This window comes from Chryseobacterium sp. C-71, from assembly GCF_020911865.1.
Lineage (GTDB): Bacteria > Bacteroidota > Bacteroidia > Flavobacteriales > Weeksellaceae > Chryseobacterium.
On record NZ_CP087131.1, the window covers coordinates 245,055 to 263,403 of the forward strand.

16 protein-coding genes are annotated in these 18,349 nt (G+C 31.9%); 8 read left to right on the forward strand and 8 right to left on the reverse strand.

What is annotated here, in order from left to right:
* The first annotated feature begins 2 nt into the window (after positions 1 to 2).
* The 4 genes from LNP04_RS00965 (at position 3) to LNP04_RS00980 (ending at position 4,485) form a co-directional block, all read left to right on the forward strand.
* Positions 3 to 851, forward strand: coding sequence for a transketolase (locus LNP04_RS00965; RefSeq protein ID WP_229984725.1), 849 nt, complete (start codon positions 3 to 5; stop codon positions 849 to 851).
* Positions 852 to 1,186: 335 nt separating this feature from the next.
* Positions 1,187 to 2,140 carry a transketolase family protein gene (locus tag LNP04_RS00970; protein ID WP_229984726.1) on the forward strand — a complete coding sequence of 318 codons (954 nt, stop codon included), beginning with the start codon at positions 1,187 to 1,189 and terminating at the stop codon, positions 2,138 to 2,140.
* A gap of 115 nt (positions 2,141 to 2,255) precedes the next feature.
* Entirely contained in the window at positions 2,256 to 3,443 is a 1,188-nt protein-coding gene (gene galK / locus LNP04_RS00975; protein ID WP_229984727.1) for a galactokinase, read from the forward strand.
* Positions 3,412 to 4,485: a UDP-glucose--hexose-1-phosphate uridylyltransferase gene (locus LNP04_RS00980; RefSeq protein WP_324292104.1), complete on the forward strand. Its 1,074-nt coding sequence runs from the start codon at positions 3,412 to 3,414 to the stop codon at positions 4,483 to 4,485. Before galK ends, LNP04_RS00980 begins: the two co-directional genes overlap by 32 nt.
* A 500-nt stretch (positions 4,486 to 4,985) precedes the next feature.
* Here LNP04_RS00980 and LNP04_RS00985 read toward each other — a convergent pair whose 3' ends face one another.
* From LNP04_RS00985 to LNP04_RS01020, 8 genes are all read right to left on the reverse strand, one after another.
* On the reverse strand, positions 4,986 to 6,146 hold the full coding sequence (locus LNP04_RS00985) for a hypothetical protein (RefSeq protein ID WP_229984729.1): 1,161 nt from the start codon (positions 6,144 to 6,146) through the stop codon (positions 4,986 to 4,988).
* A gap of 28 nt (positions 6,147 to 6,174) precedes the next feature.
* Positions 6,175 to 6,606 carry a hypothetical protein gene (locus LNP04_RS00990; RefSeq protein ID WP_229984730.1) on the reverse strand — a complete coding sequence of 144 codons (432 nt, stop codon included), beginning with the start codon at positions 6,604 to 6,606 and terminating at the stop codon, positions 6,175 to 6,177.
* Between the two features lies 1 nt (position 6,607).
* Complete coding sequence (locus tag LNP04_RS00995; protein WP_229984731.1) at positions 6,608 to 7,000, reverse strand: thiol-disulfide oxidoreductase DCC family protein; 393 nt, start codon at positions 6,998 to 7,000, stop codon at positions 6,608 to 6,610.
* An 8-nt stretch (positions 7,001 to 7,008) separates the two neighbouring features.
* A complete protein-coding gene (locus LNP04_RS01000; protein ID WP_229984732.1) occupies positions 7,009 to 8,358 on the reverse strand; it encodes a serine hydrolase in 1,350 nt (449 codons plus the stop codon).
* 30 nt (positions 8,359 to 8,388) lie between these two features.
* Positions 8,389 to 9,282, reverse strand: a complete 894-nt coding sequence (locus tag LNP04_RS01005; RefSeq protein ID WP_229984733.1) for a hypothetical protein — start codon at positions 9,280 to 9,282, stop codon at positions 8,389 to 8,391.
* Entirely contained in the window at positions 9,266 to 9,850 is a 585-nt protein-coding gene (locus LNP04_RS01010) for a hypothetical protein (RefSeq protein WP_229984734.1), read from the reverse strand. Before LNP04_RS01010 ends, LNP04_RS01005 begins: the two co-directional genes overlap by 17 nt.
* A 97-nt stretch (positions 9,851 to 9,947) precedes the next feature.
* Positions 9,948 to 10,481, reverse strand: coding sequence for a hypothetical protein (locus LNP04_RS01015; protein ID WP_229984735.1), 534 nt, complete (start codon positions 10,479 to 10,481; stop codon positions 9,948 to 9,950).
* Between the two features lie 297 nt (positions 10,482 to 10,778).
* Positions 10,779 to 12,515: a helix-turn-helix domain-containing protein gene (locus tag LNP04_RS01020; RefSeq protein WP_229984736.1), complete on the reverse strand. Its 1,737-nt coding sequence runs from the start codon at positions 12,513 to 12,515 to the stop codon at positions 10,779 to 10,781.
* A 275-nt stretch (positions 12,516 to 12,790) separates the two neighbouring features.
* Here LNP04_RS01020 and LNP04_RS01025 point away from each other — a divergent pair, with 275 nt between their 5' ends.
* The 4 genes from LNP04_RS01025 to LNP04_RS01040 are packed head-to-tail and all read left to right on the forward strand — an operon-like array spanning position 12,791 to position 18,230.
* A complete protein-coding gene (locus tag LNP04_RS01025) occupies positions 12,791 to 12,952 on the forward strand; it encodes a hypothetical protein (RefSeq protein WP_229984737.1) in 162 nt (53 codons plus the stop codon).
* A gap of 9 nt (positions 12,953 to 12,961) precedes the next feature.
* Positions 12,962 to 15,151, forward strand: a complete 2,190-nt coding sequence (locus LNP04_RS01030; RefSeq protein WP_229984738.1) for a prolyl oligopeptidase family serine peptidase — start codon at positions 12,962 to 12,964, stop codon at positions 15,149 to 15,151.
* A gap of 5 nt (positions 15,152 to 15,156) precedes the next feature.
* Entirely contained in the window at positions 15,157 to 17,352 is a 2,196-nt protein-coding gene (locus LNP04_RS01035) for a lantibiotic dehydratase family protein (RefSeq protein WP_229984739.1), read from the forward strand.
* 5 nt (positions 17,353 to 17,357) lie between these two features.
* Positions 17,358 to 18,230: a thiopeptide-type bacteriocin biosynthesis protein gene (locus LNP04_RS01040; RefSeq protein ID WP_229984740.1), complete on the forward strand. Its 873-nt coding sequence runs from the start codon at positions 17,358 to 17,360 to the stop codon at positions 18,228 to 18,230.
* The last annotated feature ends 119 nt before the right edge of the window (positions 18,231 to 18,349 follow it).

The window sequence follows — 18,349 nt, forward strand, 5'->3', positions numbered from 1 at the left end:
TTATGGAACACGATATTTCAAAACTTAATCGTATCGCTTCGCAGGTCAGAAGGGATATTGTAAGAATGGTTCACGCCTGTCAATCCGGTCATCCCGGCGGTTCGCTGGGTTGCACAGACTTTCTGGTCGCTCTTTATTTTGATGCGATGAAAAGAAAAGAAGGATTTAATATGAAGGGTAAAGATGAAGACGTTTTTTACCTGTCCAACGGTCATATTTCGCCTGTTTTTTACAGTGTTTTGGCGCACGCAGGTTATTTTGATAAGTCAGAACTGGCAACTTTCAGAAAACTGAATTCCAGATTACAAGGACATCCCACCACGCACGAGCATCTTCCGGGAGTTCGTATTGCTTCAGGTTCTCTTGGACAAGGTTTGTCGGTCGCAATTGGTCACGCAGTCGGTAAAAAACTCAACAAAGATAAAAATCTCGTTTTTACGCTTCACGGCGACGGTGAATTGCAGGAAGGACAAAACTGGGAAGCCATAATGTATGCCTCTCACAACAAGGTTGATAATTTGATAGCAACCATCGATTATAACGGTCAGCAGATTGACGGTCCGACTTCAAAAGTCCTTTCTTTAGGAAATCTTAAAACCAAATTCGAAGCCTTTGACTGGAAAGTTCTCGAAGTAGAAAACGGAAACGATATGGAAGAAATTCTTAAAGTCCTGGACGAAGCAAAATCGTTAACCGGACAAGGTCAGCCAATTTGCATTCTCCTGAAAACAGGAATGGGTCACGGTGTCGATTATATGATGGGAAGTCACGCTTGGCACGGAAAAGCGCCTAACGATGAGCAATTGGCAAAAGCATTAGACCAGCTTGAAGAAACTTTAGGAGATTATTAGACTTTAATTTCAAATCATAATCAGTCAAATATTTTGGGCAGCTATTCCGCCCTCCGTTCCCGCTTTTTTCTGTCATTGCGAACCACTTGAAGCAATCCGTAGAACTTTTAGACCATCGCAATAACAGAAAAAGAGCTCCACTCAGGTCGGGCTGCGAGCAATTCGCTGTTCCAATAAAACGTTAATTTTAGTAAGGATCAACTAATAAATTCTTTGCTGAGCGAAATCGAAGATTCGACGAAGTCAAACGCCTTTGCGAACGAAAAATATTCCTAATAAGCTAAAAAAATCTTTGCGCTCCTTGCGTTTAAAACAAACCTCAACAGATTAATCAAATGAAAAAATATACCTACACAGAAAAAAAAGATACCCGAAGCGGTTTCGGAGCCGGTCTTGCAGAACTGGCAGACAAAAATCCTAATGTCGTGGCACTTTGCGCTGACCTTATCGGTTCTTTGAAAATGGAAAAATTCATCGAAAAAGCACCCGAACGTTTTTTCCAGATCGGAATTGCCGAAGCCAATATGATTGGCATCGCAGCTGGTTTAGCGATTGAAGGAAAAATTCCGTTTACGGGAACTTTTGCCAATTTTTCTACCGGAAGAGTTTATGACCAGATTCGTCAGTCGGTGGCGTATTCTGATAAAAATGTAAAAATCTGCGCTTCCCACGCTGGTTTAACTTTAGGCGAAGATGGCGCAACACACCAGATTCTGGAAGATATTGGCTTGATGAAAATGCTTCCCGGAATGACGGTCATCAACACTTGCGACTACAACCAAACCAAAGCTGCAACGATTGCCATTGCAGATTACGAAGGTCCTGTTTATCTTCGTTTCGGAAGACCTGTGATTCCTGTTTTTACCGATGAAAATCAAACCTTTGAAATCGGAAAAGCCTGGATGGTGAATGAAGGAAAAGATGTAACGATTATTGCAACCGGACATTTGGTTTGGGAAGCGATAAAAGCCGGAGAAATCCTTGAAGAACAGGGAATTGATGCAGAAATTATCAACATTCACACCATCAAACCTTTGGATACTGAAGCAATTTTAAAGTCAGTAAAGAAAACAGGTTGCGTTGTAACTGCCGAAGAACATAACAGATTGGGAGGTTTGGGCGACAGCATTGCTCAACTTTTGATTACGGAATATCTTGCGCCTCAGGAATATGTTGCCGTAAGTGATAGCTTCGGAGAAAGCGGAACTCCAGACCAACTGATGGAAAAATATGGATTGACCGCCAATGACATCGTTGAAGCCGCAAAAAAAGTAATGAAAAGGAAATAATTGCCTGATTTAAAATATGCCAAGAATTCACGAATGAAAATTTATATTTTTTCTAAAAAAAAACATTCGTGCATTCGTGGCAAAAAAGATTTAAAATCATAAATTGCAATCATCTATGCTGGAGAAATTAATCAAACATACCAGAGAGGCGTTTCAATCAGCCTTTCAATCTGAGCCTGAAAGTTTTTTTCTGGCTCCCGGAAGAATTAATATTATCGGTGAACACGTTGATTACAGCGATGGCTTTGTACTTCCTGCTGCCATCGACAAGCATATTTGTTTTGCCGTAAAAAAGGTGGATGACTCAGAAAACTGTACTTTTTTTGCGAAAGATTTTAATGAATCCTTCAGTTTTAATATTCATCAAAAGCAGACTCAGGTTGAGCAGATCTGGGTCAATTATTTGCTGGGTGTTTTCAATGCGATTCAGGAAAGTGGGAAAGAGATTGGCGGCTTGCAGATTGCCTTTAGCAGTACGATTCCGATGGGTTCCGGCTTGTCGTCTTCGGCAGCTTTGGAATGTGGGTTTGCCTTTATTCTCAATCAGGTTTTCGATTTAAATTTATCTAAAAAAGATTTGGCGCTGATTGGTCAGAAATCCGAACATACCTTTGTTGGTGTAAAATGCGGAATTATGGATCAGTTCGCATCCGTTTTCGGTAAAGAACATCAAGTCATAATGCTAGACTGCAATTCTCTGGAGCATCAGTATTTTGAAGCTAATATTGAAGGGTGCAGTCTTGTGCTTTTCGACAGTTGTGTAAAACACACGCATCTGACTTCCGGCTACAATGACAGAAGAAATGACGTTGATAAAGGTAAAAAAGTACTTTGGGAAAAGTTTCCAGAAATAGAAAAATTCAGAGATTTTAGCTTTTCAATGTTGGATGAAGTTAGGGCAGAAATAGGAGAGACATCTTACAAGAGATGCTTGTACCTTTTAAAGGAAATAAAAAGAGTTGAAAAAGCTGCAAAAGCTTTATCAGAAGGCGATGTGAAATATTTAGGAGAACTTCTCATCGAAACGCATTCCGGACTTTCTACTGAATTTGAAGTGAGTTGTGAAGAACTGGATTTTATGGTGGAAGAAACTTTAAAGGAAAATGGTGTTTTGGGTGCAAGAATAATGGGCGGTGGTTTCGGCGGATGCAGCATCAATCTTATTAAAGATGAAAATGTGGATGATGTGATTAAAAGTATCACCGCAAAATACAAAGCAGATTTTGACATCGAAATGAAAGTGTACCGTGTAAAAATATCGGATGGAATTAATGAATACAAAAGAAATGAATTCGTCATTTAATCAAAAGCAACATCCTCACAGAAGATATAATCCGCTTTTGGATGAGTGGATTTTGGTTTCCCCACAACGAGCCAACCGACCTTGGCAAGGACAGACCGAAAAAGTAGCTGAAGAAAAACTTCCAGCTCACGACCCGAATTGTTACTTGTGTTCAGGAAATGTACGAGTGAATGGTGATAAAAATCCTGATTACAAAGGGGTTTTTGTTTTTGAAAACGATTTTGGTTCTCTGATGAAAGATGATGTCGAATTCTCTGATGAACAGTCGGATTTTTTTTCATTAAAACCGGAACGTGGGATTAACAGAGTCATTTGTTTTTCAGAAAATCACAGCCTTACTTTACCAGAAATGGAAGTTGATGACGTCAAAAAAGTGGTAGATGTCTGGCAACAGCAGTATGAAAATTTGGGAGACGAAGATTACATCAATCACGTTCAGATTTTTGAGAACAAAGGAAGCGTGATGGGATGCAGTAATCCACATCCGCACGGACAAATCTGGGCGCAGTCTTCGATTCCTTCGACAGTTTTGAGAACACAGGAAAATCTGAAAAAATATTTCGAGAAAAACGGAAGTTCACTTCTGGAAGATTATGTCAAAAAAGAATTAGAAGCCGAAGAAAGAATCATTCTTGAAAATGAAGATTTTGTAGCATTAGTTCCGTTTTGGGCAGTCTGGCCTTACGAAACAATGATTATCAGCAAAAGAAAAGCAGAAAATATCCTGCAGTTTTCTGATTCCGAAAAGCTTTCTTTAGCTTCGATAATAAAAGATTTAACTGCAAAATACGATAATCTTTTTGAGATTTCGTTTCCATATTCAGCAGGAATCCACCAATCTCCAACCGATGGGAAAGAACATCCTGAATGGCATTTCCATATGCATTTTTATCCACCGTTGTTGCGTAATGCCGAAGTGAAAAAATTTATGGTCGGCTACGAAATGCTTGCAGAGCCACAACGTGATATTACACCGGAACAAAGCGCAGAGATATTGAAAAAACTATCACTGAGACACTATCGAAAGAAAAACAGTTTGTAAAATTTACTTAAAAAATTTCAAGGCTTTCTAAAAGTAAATATTATTCTACTATTTGACCTCCGTCAGTTTGAGTAAAAATCATTTGAAAAATCATTTTGTATCGGACTATGAGAGCTTTACTTTTTTTCATGTAGGCTTGAAATTAAATTGCTTTGTGTTAAGATAAATACATTTACTTAATAGAGTTGCTTCTTTGTTAGGACACAATTCTCATACTATTTTAACTTTACGAGCATGAAGAAAACCCTAAAAAAATTACAGTTTATAAATCGAAGATTCGACGCATTCAATGGGAATTAAACTTTCATAATCCTGTAAATTGACTGCGTCGAATCTTCGATTTCAGCTTTTTAGAAAATTTAGCCTTAAGAGAGTAACAAACTTAATGTCTAATCAAACTAAAAATGTAGTATATAAATTTTGCCTAAGAAATATTTGCAAGTTCACAAGAGAGTTGAAATACTTTTTCATCAGAATTTTATTGGTTTTATGTTTGGATTTTATTGAAACTCATTAATTCCATATAAGATTTCCTTCATTTTAGTACCATTAATTTCGACAGGTTTATAAGCTATGTTAAATTTTTCGATAGCAACACCTATATCTGATTTTAACTTCGCATATTCAATAGGGAGTTTACTTTCACATTGTTTTTCATTTTCATAACTATTGAGTATAATTTTAAACTTTTGGTAAAACTGTTCTCCAGAGCTGATGAAGTTATTATAGGTACCAATAAACTGAATTAAACGATCAATAGGAAATTCAACTTCTATTTGTAATTTTCTTTTCTTTAAATCATCAGATTTTGCTATTGTAGTGATAAAGGTTTCTAGTTTATCTTTTACTTCAGTCCAATCGTCACCTTCTCTGCAGTCTTTTAGAGATTTTTCATATCCGATCGGCTTGGTGTAATCTCTGAAGAGATTTTCTAAATCGGATTTTACAGTCTCATTTGATTTTTGCAAAAATGCAGTTTCAAAATAAATTGTATTAAGATCATTTTGCATCCTCAATGTGAAATCAATAATGCAATCTACTTTTAGAAGCTCTGTTTCTTTTTCCTGTTTAGACAGATTAGAAACAATCATTCCGGTAAAAGTATTAATGACAGAAGCAAGTGTGTTGGTTCCCAAAATTTTTGTGAGGTCAAATCCTACTTTTTTATCCTGCTTATTTTTTATTAGATCTTTTACTTTTTCAAACTCTGGGTATTGATTAGGATTTGCAATTTTAGAAATTTCGGAAAAAGTTCGTACTGATGCAAAGTGATGATCTAAACCAAGAATTTTTTCGTAAAGAATTTTGATGATCTGCAAACCTTTAATATACCGAATTTTAGAAATCTCATTATCTATTTCATCTTTTTCCTGTGATATTAATTCTTGAAGTTCATCTTTTCTAATAAGAAAATCAATTTTTTTTTCTCGTACTTTTTCTACTTTAAGTAATAGATTAATTTTAGCTAATTCATTTTTATGAAAATTTAACGTTGAAAAATGACCCTGATAGACCAAGGAAATTTCGTTACACATTTCATTGATGATTTGATTGGGATCCTCGTTATTTATAGTTTTAGCATAACTCATTGATCCCCAAAATATACTCAAAAATGCTATTGTCTTAAAAAAGAAAGCTGTGATAAAATTTGAAAGTTTCATAGTTATTACTTATATGTGATTATTGATTTTATTTTTTACCCAGAGTAATAATAACCGAGGATGTTTTATCTTCGAATATAAAAGGATACTTGCCTTGTTTAATATAACTTGCTTCTGGGCTTATATTGATCTTCTGCAAAATCGTTTCTGGAATTGAAAAATCACTTTCCTGAAAGAAATAAGGATTTTCTGTAGCCTTCATTTCCGAAAAAGTTTTTCCTGCGATTTTCTTTTGATCTGTTTCTGAAGTGTTCTTGTTTTCAAAAACCATTGCAAAACTGTTATCAGATATTTTCGTAAATGTAGCTGCAATTGTATGATCTGTATTAGATGTTATTCCACTGCTGCATAAGCCTAAGCCTCCTGCACAGTCTCTGCCGCGTGCATCTAAAAAAACTGTTTGAGATTGTGACAATGCAATTAGCGGTAATAATAGTAGTACAAGTAAGTATTTTTTCATTTTAAATAAATTTTTTTAGTATTTGTTGTTGTGGGATTTCGCAATAATTCGGAGTGATTTTTTTTCTAATTTTAGAAAAAATTGTATATCCTAAATCAATTAAATTTCTATTTACAAGTAATAACAAAAAGTATATAAATTTATAATTAGGTATTTTCTTGAAAATTTCTCGTATTGCCTTACCTTTGGTAAAAAGAGAAGATTCAGTTTTTAGGAATATTGTTTCTTCTGCTAATTGCGGAGATATATTTCCTTGAGTAAATATTAATTTTGCTGAATCAGAATGGTTTGATGTAAAAATGAAGAAATTTTTTGTATCATTTTTGGCAATGAATAAAATAAATTTATTACAAAAACCGCATTCTCCGTCGTAAATAATTATATTTTTTGGCATAAAGGTTTTTATTTTATTTTTTTACATTTAATCGATTGTTTACCTTGCTTCATTTCAATACCGTCTACTTTTCCTTTTTTATCAAGCAGAAAAAGAAGATTTGCCCCATTCTCAAACGCATAAAAGGAATTTTCACCTTTCCTTTCCAAGAGTACTTTTTCGCTGTCTTTTCCGTTATTATACATACTTAGAAATAGATGATTTTTACCGGCCAGAGTTATCTGGAAAGTACCTAAGGTTATTAATCCTGCAAGTTGTGCCTTATACACACCTATGTAATTTATAGTTGGCTGTGCTGTTTTGCTTTCGTATTTCGAAAAGTTTGGGTACTTATATTTTTTATCATAATATTTTGAAAGTACACCTAGTACAACTTCATTTAGCTTGATGTTTGTTCCGTTGGATAATATAATTATACTAAGATTATCATCTGGGAAATATCCTGCAAAAGAATGAAATTCATCAATTCTACCAGAGTGACCATATCCTGTCTTTTCATAGAATGGTGCTTTAAATAAGCCATATCCAATTCCATTGACTACATAAGTATCCTGCATTTGTTTTAATGAATTCTCCGAAACTAATGTGCCTTTGAATAATTCTTGCATTAATTTTGATAAATCTTCAGCTGTAGAAACTATTGCTCCGGCAGAGAAAGTAAAGCTTGGATGTGTATCTTGCTCTTTGGCCCATTTTTCTCCATTAAACTTATAAGATGTATTCCTTTTCATATACTCTTTATCACTAGTTTCACAAAAAGTATTTGCCAATCCAATTTTATCAGTAATTCTTATTTTTACATTCTCCGGATATGATTTTAAGGTAATGCTTTCTATAATGTATCCTAAGAGCAAATAATTTGAATTACTGTAATAGCTGTCTGAACCAGGCTTGAATTGAGGTTTTCCCATCTCGATAAGTTTTAGCATATCATTTTTGCTAAAATTATTTTTTTTTGAAATGTAATAATCTTCCCAGTCTAGATAGTTGTAAATTCCACTTGTGTGATTTAAAAGATTTGCAATAGTTATTTTATCAGCATTTTTAATATTGGGATAGAATTGATCAAGTTTTGTATTAATATTTAGTTTGCCTTCCTCTATAAGTTGAAAAGTGATAATTGCTGTAAAAACTTTTGATATAGAACCTATTCTATATTGATCTGAAGAATCTGAAAATTTGCTAAACCGACCCTTATAGATAACTTCATTTTTTTTTTGAAGCAAAACTGTACCGGAAAAAGCATTATTTTCCTGCAAATAATATAGAAGACTATCAATCGACTTTTTAAAATCACTTCTTTGACCAGATATGAAATTAAAAGCTGTAAATAGTAGTAGGATATATATCTTTTTCATATAGTAAATTTTTTTAGAATTTAATATTGATTATTTGTGATGCGGAATAGGATTGGATTCTAAAAATTCATCTTCATCAACTACATTTGGAAAATAGAAGGCTGATAAATTTAAAACGATCATAATCATCGCAAAAAAATGTAAACCCATAAAAATTGCAATAGACAGATGCATTGATATGGTTAAGTATAACCAAATTTTCTGTGTGGCTTTTATATTGATAAACAGGGGATACAGTAATTCTATTGCTACAGTTGCTATTCCTCCAATAATAAATACAAAATCAGGAAGTTTAAGACTGCTTAAACTGATAAGACCGTTGTAATCATGAGAGTTTAGCGCTTTCCATATTGCTTCTCCGTTCCACCATGTTGCACCTAAAGCTTTGTCTAATCCTGAGAAAAAATAAATTATGCATACATGTGCCTGCAGTAAAATTAAAGACCATTTTACAGAACTCACATTTTGATTGAATTTAAAAAATACATAATCTAAAGATAATTTACTTTTGGGAAAAATTACACAATAAAACAAAACCATTGTTAGAAAAAAATCTGCTCCATAAATATATAAATGCATTGATTTGTAGATGATTATTTGTAATAAAAGCGCAATAATGGCCGATGTTCTGGTAAAAAGCCCTGCTATAAGAAATAATAAAGCAATTACGTAGGTATAAAGAAAAATACGAGCCAGTGAATCAAAGGTAAGATCAGGAAAATATTCATCTAACCTTGCATGAATGCTGTAAATGGTAGGTGAATAGTTGTCTGTTAACGCATCTAATAGTTCAGGCTTGATGTAAGCTCCTTCAAACAATATTTTTGGTATATCTTCCCAAAATGCAATGAGACTTAACAAGGCAAATAAACCTGTTGAAAATCTAAAAAAAAATAACCAATCGATACTAATTTTTTGTTTCATATATCCAAGTTTTTATAGCGAAAAGAGTTGGTGTTTCAGCGTTTACTGTAGATTTTAGCGGAGGAAATTCTACTAATTTATATTCTACTTTTACAGTATTGCATTTATTATCTAAATTATTTATCTGCCGAACTTTTGCAACTAAATTCTGAATCAGCAAGTCGCTGAACCGATGCTTAAGCGTAGGTTCTTTTTCCTTTTGTTCCAATTCTTGCTGTACATATTCGGTTACACTACTAATTAAGCAATGATTTCTTATATTTCCTTCATTTGTCTCAAATGGTAAATTCAGCAAAGTATCGCACGATTCAAAAAACATAGCTCCATGGCTTTTTACACTAGGTGCAAAAAAACCGAAACCTGTTTCAGTTCCTGTATATCTATAATAATTACGAATGATTTTTGAATTATTTTCAAATACCTTGTATTTATAGACAACACCCTCTTGTTCCTTTCCATAAACATGTTTTTGATAAGCTATTATTGTGGTAGTGATCCCAGTAATGAGCAAGCTGATTATGTGAATTGGGAGAAAGTATTTAAACCGATATGTGTAAAGTTTTTTCATAATTATCAGAAAAAAAATGCAGGTCACGATAGTCACGTGACCTGCGTGTTTGTTTTTATATCTTAAAACACTTTAATGTAATACAGATGCTGGAAGATTAGTCTTTTTTGGGTACAAATTCAAGACCTTCTTTTGTGTGTGTCTGCTTTACCTGATCTACTGTAAGATTGTATTCTTTTTCGATCAAAGTTCTGATTTCTTTTTCTTCATCTGCTGATAAATTTGCACCAGTAGCTACTCCGTAAAAATGATCGTTAATTTTAGTATAATTTCCTACGCTTGAATATTTTTCTAAAATTGCTAAAACAGGTGTAGCTGGTGCGGGAACTGTAGGACTATCCCAAGTAATAAAGTTCGCATCAAAAATTCCCAATGTAAGTTTGCTTTTAAAAATCCAGTTTCCTTTGACCATACTGTCAATACCATCTTTAGTTTTAGATTTAATCAATTGAGTTTTTGTAAGATCATAGTTCTTGTCAGAAGAAACTTTTGATTGTTGAGCAAATTTTAAACCTGTTGATTTTTGTTCAAGGTTTTTTCCTGTTGTTCCAACGCCTCCGTTTGTAGATTTAGTAAAAGAGAAAAGTGTAAGTCCTCCAACTAATAATACTGGTAAAATGATTTTTTTCATGTTAAATAAATTTTTAGATGCTCCATTATAGGACTTGAGCTATTAGTGTTTGTCCTTATTGCTTTCTTATCGTGTAAGCATATTCACTAGTTTCTTTTTTTTCTTTGGGTAATAAAACAAATCCCGCAATTCGTAGCTACTGAATGTTTAAAAATGAATTGGTGTTTCATTTTGATGTTGTAAACATAGAAAAGTTTTACCTGTCTAAAAAAGCAAGTAATTATACATTTATAAATTTATTCTTTAAATTTATAAATTAAAATATATTTAAGTATTTGAAAATGAGACGAATGTGTATTATTCTGGTCTCTGTTGAGATTGAGTAGTAATTTCTTTTAAGTAAACAGTTAAGGTTGTTCCTGTTCTTTTTTTAAATGCTAATGCAAAAGCCTGCTCATTATTGTAACCTAATTCTTCTGCTATAACAGATAATTTATAGGAGCGAAATTTTTTATCTTTTACCAATTTATTTAATGCATACTCTATTCGTAGGTCGTTCAGATAAATTGCAAAATTCTTTTCCTTATATATATTAACAACTTGAGAGAGATAGGTAGAATTTGTTTTGATTTTTTTTGCAAGACTATTTAAAGTAATCCCTTTTCGTAAATATTGTTCTTTGTCTTCAAAAATCTGCAATCCTTTTAAAATATTATTGATGATTTCATCAGATATTTTACTTTTTTCAGAATCTAAAATTTGTTTTTCTATAATATTATCAATTTTCACATCTTGTGTGACTATATTAGCGTTTTCATTCACCAATTTTATCAACTCATGAGCTCTTGCTTTAAATTCCTTCTCTCTTTTTTTGGTTAAGAAGAATAAAAGTGCGAGTAATGTTAATAAACAGCAGAGAATCCCAATTGCAACATTGGAGAGAATCCCAGTGTTTTTTAGATCTTTGATAATTATTTCTTTTTCAAGTAAAAGCTTAGGGGTAGTATATTTTATAGGAAGTTCGTGTGAAATATATTTATAATGAGAATCTAAAACAGCATCCACTTCAAGAAATCTCTCTATATAGTAGAGCTGCTTCTCTTTGTCTTTTTTTTCTTTATAAAAATCGATTAAAAAAGTGTAAGCATTACGGAGCTCAGGAAAGGTATTATTAGTTTTCTGAACAATTGAATCTATTTTTGTGAAATTTTTTTCTGCTTTCTCTTTATTATCTGATTTTATATAAGCTTCACCTAAGTAAATCATGGTATAATTAGCTTCAAAATCATAATTATTTTTTAAGAAATAAGTTTTACAATTTTCTAAGTTTATAATGGCTTCACCATATTTTTTTATTCTAAGATTATATTCACCTAATAAAAGCAGATATCTGTAGTAGCGAGATTCTTCTTTTATTTTATTTTTGGTTAATTGAAGTCCCTCTTTAATTAAAATTAATGCTTTGTCATATTGTTTATTATCAATATATATATCTGTGAGGTTTATCCTTATATGCTGAATATCTTGTTCACTCAGATTATCAGGATGATCATAGTAATACTGTAATACCTTAGCTGCCTCTTTAGATTTTCCAATATATCCATTTAGATATGCTATTTGCAAATCAGCAATAGCAATTTGGCGGGTGTTTTTTTTATCTTTAGCATACTTCAATGCAATTACATAATTTTCAAGAGCAAGCTTCAGATTATCAGCATTATAATGCTGTAAGCCTTTTAAAAGATAAATACGTGCCGGATACCTTTCATCCTGTATGTTTTTGCTCAGTACTAATATACTGTCAATGTATTTTAAAGCAATTGGCAGCTCTTTATTATATTGATTCAGAACATATCCTTCGATGAGATACTTTTTGGCAGCTTTATTTTTTTTTGCTTTTGTTAAATAATATTCCGCTATTTTTTCAGACTCTTTAATTTTATTATTGTCATAATAAAGGTAAAATTGCTCTTCTAATTCTTCAAATGTAGATAAATTGATGTTTTGGGGTGATGTATTTTGACCATATAACAAATGGGAAAATGCCGATAGCAGTAAAATTGTAAGTAAGAGAATAAATTTGAAATATTTCATGGTTGTAATGTGACAGTAAAAATAGGAATTTATAATATAAAAGCTACATTTTGACTTTAGGAATTACCATTATGTCAATTAATTTTGAAATATTACTGCAAAATTTAAGAATTTTTAAATTTCATATAATATTCTCATTATGTTTATAACTTGTTGGTAGTATTTGATTTATGTTTATTTATTGTCATCTGTATTTATAAATTTATAGATTACTCTCATTTCTCATTTAAAAAAAAATCTTTCATTTGTACCGTTAAACGCTAAAAAAAAATACCATGAAAAACAAAATCAATGAAAACAAGCTTTCATTAAACAAAATGAAAATTTCTAAAATCACAAACCTAAAAGTTATTAAAGGTGGGGATGATACTAAGAACGGCACATGCTTGTTTCCAGAAAATGCAAGTAAACCGAAAGACACTATAATTCATCCGTAGTTATAGTTTATGAGAAAATTAATATTTATCATTGCTAATATTTTTGCTGATTTTTTTTCTGCACAAAAAGAAAATTTGGCACCCTCTAATCCAGCTGTCGATGAATATTTTGGCAACAAGATCGTTGATGAATACAGAAATCTTGAAGACCTGAATGACTCTTCAACTTTAAATTGGATGAAGTCTCAAACCCAATTTTCTAGGTCTATTATTGATAAAATTCCCAATAAAGATTTTTATCTTCAAAAAAGATTAGAATTTGATAAAAAGCAGGGGTATTCGGTGTCAGATTTATGTGTCACTAGCAATGATAAATATTTTTATTTAAAGAAAAATGCTGATGAGAAAACAACTAAAGTTTATTTTAGAAATGGTTTTGAAGGAAAAGAAAAATTATTATATGATCCGGTAAATTTTGTTTCAACTTTTTTTAATTCCGGTGAAAATCATCAATACATTATTAATTTACTCAGCCCAAGTTGGGACGGTAGCAAGCTAGCTATCTCAATAACCAAAAATGGAAAAGGAATTTCTGAAGTCATTGTAATAGATGTTGAAAAAAAGTATGTCTATCCAGAAATAATTTCAAATACTGACCCCTCTAATATTGGAGGAATAAGATGGCTGGAGGATAACTCTGGTTTCTTTTATATTTCATATCCTAGTGTTGATAGCAGCTCTAAGGAGTATGGTAAAAATACACAATCAGTTTTGTACAAATTGGGGGAGAGTCCCGATAAGTTGAATGTAGTATTTTCAAATTTTAATAATCCGAATTTAAAAATTGAAGAAACAGCTTATCCAGCTATTTTAGCTTTTAACCCGGATGATAAATATTATGTTGGAGTTTTAGTAGACTCTGAAGATTTCAGAAGAACATTCATAATAAGCAAAAGAGATCTTATAAAAGGTAAAAATAGTTGGAAGCAATTATATACTAAAGATGATAAAGTTCACAATATTACTTTGGTCAATAATGATATCTACTTTTTATCTGGTTACAATTCTTCTAATTATAAATTGTGTAAGACTACTGTACAAAATCCAAATTTTAAGAATCCTGAAGTTTTAGTTCCTGAAAATGCAGATGAAGTAATAAAAGGTTATAAAATAACGAAAGATGGAATATACTTTACAAGAATAAAAAACGGAGTAGAAGCAAAGTTATATTTGCTAAAAAGCATAAATGAGATCAATAATATAAAAACTCCTTTTGTCTCAGGAGATATAAGCTTAGACACTAAGGGTAAGAATTTCTCTGATATTTGGATTACCTGTTCAGGATGGGCGAATAGCCAGCAGAGATTTAGATATAATCTACAAAATAATTCATACACAGCAGAAAATTTTGCTCCTGTTATAGAATATCCAGAATTTAATGACATAATTGTCGAAGAAATTACTGTCAAATCTTACGATGGTGTAGAAGTACCTTTGTCATTAATCTATAACAAAAACATTAAAAAAGATTCTAAAACTCCAGTTCTATTAAATGGTTACGGAGCTTTTGCAGAATCTTTTTATCCTTATTTTTCTATCAGCTACTTATTATGGGCAAAACAGGGTGGTATGGTTGCTGTTCCGCATGTGAGAGGAGGGGGCGAAAAAGGTGAACAATGGCATTTGGACGGTCAAAAATCAAAGAAACCTAATTCTTGGAAAGATCTTATAGCCTGTACAGAGTTTTTGATAGAAGAAAAATATACGTCGTCTAGTAATATTGCACTATTAGGAGGAAGTGCAGGAGGTGTATTAATGGGAAGAGCAATGATTGAAAGACCAGATTTATTTGGTGCGGTAATAATAGAATCAGGCAATCTCAACACCTTAAGAAAAGAAATATCAGGAGGTACAGGAAATACAACAGTTCAAGAGTATGGCTCTGTTAACGATTTAGACGGATTTAAATCTTTAAGAGAGATGGATGCTTATTTTAATATTAAAAAAAACACCAATTATCCTGCAACATTGATAACAGCAGGTATCAATGATCCAATAGTTACTCCATGGATTTCGGCAAAATTTGCTGCAAAGCTGTTAGCATATAATGCTTCTACGAATCCGGTTTTACTCAAAATTGATTATGAAGGAGGTCATGCTACCGATATTCCTTTAGTACAAAGGTATTCTAATTTAGGAGATATTTTTGCCTTTGCCTTTTGGCAGTTAGGACATCCTTCTTATCAACCAAAAGATTAAAATAAATGCCAAGATTTCCATATACTTTTTTTAGCCAATTTGCTGTAAGAGTGCCGACATTACCTTATAAAGATTTTAAAGAAATTTTCTCTAAAGATACGGATGATAAAAAATTAGAATTAATTTTAAGAAACAGGCTTTTTAAGGAATCTATTTACTTGGCTTCCGTTGATTTGTATAATCAATTGGAGGATTACATCAAAGATAAAAATCAATTAGGTAAAGCGCTGAAAAATAAATTAAGAATTGCTTTAATCAAATATTTTAACCGAATGAGTACTCGATGTACGCCTTTCGGTTTGTTTTCTGGGGTCGGATTAGGGTGTTTTGATCAGCAATATTCATTTCCTGACACATCCATAAATTTAATGAAACTAAGAGAGACAAATCTGGACATGCATTTCTTAGTTTTTTTGTCAGAACAGTTATTGACAATTTCAGATATCAGATATCAAATTTTATTTTATCCTAATAACAGTATCTATAAAGTAGGTAAAAGGATACGCTATATTGAACATGAAAATAAGGATATGAAAAGAGATTATTTCATATCTACGGCACCGCTATCTCAAGAGTTAGAAAAAATTCTTGAAAATTCAAAAAAAGGTATGACCATTAGTCAATTGGCAGACGTAATTACTACAACCAATATTACCCAAGAAGAGGCAATAAATTATGTAAATGAGCTGATAGAAAATAGAGTCTTGGTAAGTGAGATGGAGCCAAATGTTGCAGGTGACGATTTTTTGGATAGTATTATTCTGATTTTAGATAGAATAGGAGAAGATGATAAAAAGGAAATTTTATTATCAATTAAAAGTAAGTTAGCTTTACTTGATCATAATATAGATAATTCTGTAATTGATTATAAGGAAATAGAATATCTGGTTAAAAGCCTTAATATTGACTACCAGCAAAAGTATTTGTTTCAGACAGACCTTTATTTTGATAATAAATTTACCCTGCCCATTCAATTGAAAAAAGATGTAAAGCAAGGAATTTCGGTTCTTAATAAAATCACTTTAGCTAATTTGCAAAATACAGCTTTGGAAAAGTTTAAAAATGCATTTTACGAAAGGTTTCAAAACGAAGAAATTCCGTTAGCATTTGCTTTAGATACCGAAATAGGTATTTGCTATAGAGAAGATATTAAACTTAAAGGGATTCATCACTACATAGAAGATTTGAACTTGCAATCTTCTAGTGAAAAAAATGGAATACAAGTCAAGTTAAATCCAATACAGATTCTTCTCAATCACAAAATGCAAAAAGTCTTGCAAAGTACAGAATGTATAATAAAACTTACAGACGAAGACTTGGCAGATTTTAGTGAACGGTGGGATGATTTACCGGATACATTGTATTTCATGACTGAATCAATATCAGAAGGTACCGAAAATAAAGTATATATTAATTACGGAGGGGGGAACGCAGGGCGTTTATTAGGCAGATTCTGTTCAGAGAAATCTGAAGTAAAGTCTTTGTTTCGTGAAATTTTGCAAAAAGAAGATGACTTGAGACCAGAAAAAATTTCAGCGGAAATCATACATCTACCGGAGGCTAGAATAGGAAATATTTTGAGGCGCTCTAATACCAAAGAATATGAAATTCCTTATTTAGCAAAATCACTTTTGCCGGATGATAAACAAATTTTTATTGACGATTTGACCTTGTCTATTAGTAATGACCGACTTATTTTACGTTCTAAGTTACATAATAAAGAAGTGATACCCTCTATCAATAACGCACATAATTATTCCTCCAACTCATTACCTCTCTATCAGTTTTTGTGTGACTTTAGTTCGCAAAATATCCGGTCTGGGTTGTATTTTGACTGGGGTGGACTTGCTAAGATTTATCGTTTCTTGCCGAGAGTAGAATACAAAAATATTATTCTTTCCAAAGCTAGATGGAAAATTTTCCCTGAAGAAATCAAGAAATTTTTATCTCATTTACAAAATTCGGATAAATATTTTATACTTAAAGAAATTGAATATTGGAGAAATCTTAATAAAATTCCTCAATGGGTTCAGTGGGTTCAAGATGATAACACGCTGGCTATTAATTTACAAAATTTAGATTTAGTTAATCTGTTTTTTTTATCTATCAAAAATGAAAAGGAAGTAATTGTTGAAGAATTTTTGTGTAACGAAGAACAGAACTTTACAAGTCAGTTTATATTTCCTTTATTTAAAAATTAAATACTATGCAGATTAGAAAATTTTCACTGAAAAGTGAATGGTTGTTCTTTAAAATTTATTGTGGTGTAAAGATGTCTGATTTTCTGCTGAATGATGTGATACATCCTTTAATATATGATTTAAGAAAAAAAAACATGATTGAGAAATGGTTTTTCATCCGTTACTCAGATCCAAGACCTCATTTAAGATTACGCATTCAGCTTAAAGAAGTGGAAAATTATCAAAAAACTTTTGATATGATAACTGCTATCTTCAAAGAGTATATTGATTCCCGAGAAATTGAAAATATTGTTTTAGACTCTTATGAGCGAGAACTTGAAAGATATGGTCATAATACCACAGAGTTGGCAGAAGTTTTATTCTGTAATAGTAGCGATTTGGTACTGAATTTTTTAGATTATGACGACGAAGAGAAAATTATCGTATCAATGTTTTATATCGAAAACTTCCTTGAGGAGATTGATTTGACTAAAGAACAGCAAAGTGAATTGATAAATTGTTCAAATTTAGCTTTTAAAAAAGAGTTTCATGCTGATAAAAGTTTGAACCTTCAGCTAAAGCAAAAGTTTTCAGTTTTTAAATCAAAATATGAAGAATTTAAAAAGTCTTCTGAATTTACAGAAGTAAGGACTTTAATAATGGGCAGCATTACGAAGAGTAAGGCAACTATTGGAACAGCTGCAGACTTTGATTCTTTCTTTTCCTTTATGATTAGTGTATTTCACATGCACCTTAACAGATCCTTTGTTTCTAATCAAAGAGTATTTGAGATGATCGTTTATGACTATTTGCAGAGATGTTTTATGTTAAATGTTAGTAATGAAAAAAAACATAAATATGATGGTAAAGTATTGGATATTAGTGTTCTGGGCTATTAAATAGGATTCTATATTTATAAATCTAGTTAGCTTCGGTTATGAGTTATATTATTTACGATTTATGTTTGTAGTGAGAACAATATTATAGCGAAATCCGAAAAGCTTATAGAGTAGGAAAA

Coding starts and splice junctions, on each gene's coding strand:
- LNP04_RS00980 (WP_324292104.1), top strand. CDS start 3,412: ATGAATACAAAAGAAATGAATTCGTCATTTAATCAAAAGCAACATCCT.
- LNP04_RS00965 (WP_229984725.1), top strand. CDS start 3: ATGGAACACGATATTTCAAAACTTAATCGTATCGCTTCGCAGGTCAGA.
- LNP04_RS01040 (WP_229984740.1), top strand. CDS start 17,358: ATGCAGATTAGAAAATTTTCACTGAAAAGTGAATGGTTGTTCTTTAAA.
- LNP04_RS00995 (WP_229984731.1), bottom strand. CDS start 7,000: ATGCCAAAAAATATAATTATTTACGACGGAGAATGCGGTTTTTGTAAT.
- LNP04_RS01015 (WP_229984735.1), bottom strand. CDS start 10,481: ATGAAAAAAATCATTTTACCAGTATTATTAGTTGGAGGACTTACACTT.
- galK (WP_229984727.1), top strand. CDS start 2,256: ATGCTGGAGAAATTAATCAAACATACCAGAGAGGCGTTTCAATCAGCC.
- LNP04_RS00970 (WP_229984726.1), top strand. CDS start 1,187: ATGAAAAAATATACCTACACAGAAAAAAAAGATACCCGAAGCGGTTTC.
- LNP04_RS01030 (WP_229984738.1), top strand. CDS start 12,962: ATGAGAAAATTAATATTTATCATTGCTAATATTTTTGCTGATTTTTTT.
- LNP04_RS00985 (WP_229984729.1), bottom strand. CDS start 6,146: ATGAAACTTTCAAATTTTATCACAGCTTTCTTTTTTAAGACAATAGCA.
- LNP04_RS01025 (WP_229984737.1), top strand. CDS start 12,791: ATGAAAAACAAAATCAATGAAAACAAGCTTTCATTAAACAAAATGAAA.
- LNP04_RS01020 (WP_229984736.1), bottom strand. CDS start 12,515: ATGAAATATTTCAAATTTATTCTCTTACTTACAATTTTACTGCTATCG.
- LNP04_RS01000 (WP_229984732.1), bottom strand. CDS start 8,358: ATGAAAAAGATATATATCCTACTACTATTTACAGCTTTTAATTTCATA.
- LNP04_RS01010 (WP_229984734.1), bottom strand. CDS start 9,850: ATGAAAAAACTTTACACATATCGGTTTAAATACTTTCTCCCAATTCAC.
- LNP04_RS00990 (WP_229984730.1), bottom strand. CDS start 6,606: ATGAAAAAATACTTACTTGTACTACTATTATTACCGCTAATTGCATTG.
- LNP04_RS01035 (WP_229984739.1), top strand. CDS start 15,157: ATGCCAAGATTTCCATATACTTTTTTTAGCCAATTTGCTGTAAGAGTG.
- LNP04_RS01005 (WP_229984733.1), bottom strand. CDS start 9,282: ATGAAACAAAAAATTAGTATCGATTGGTTATTTTTTTTTAGATTTTCA.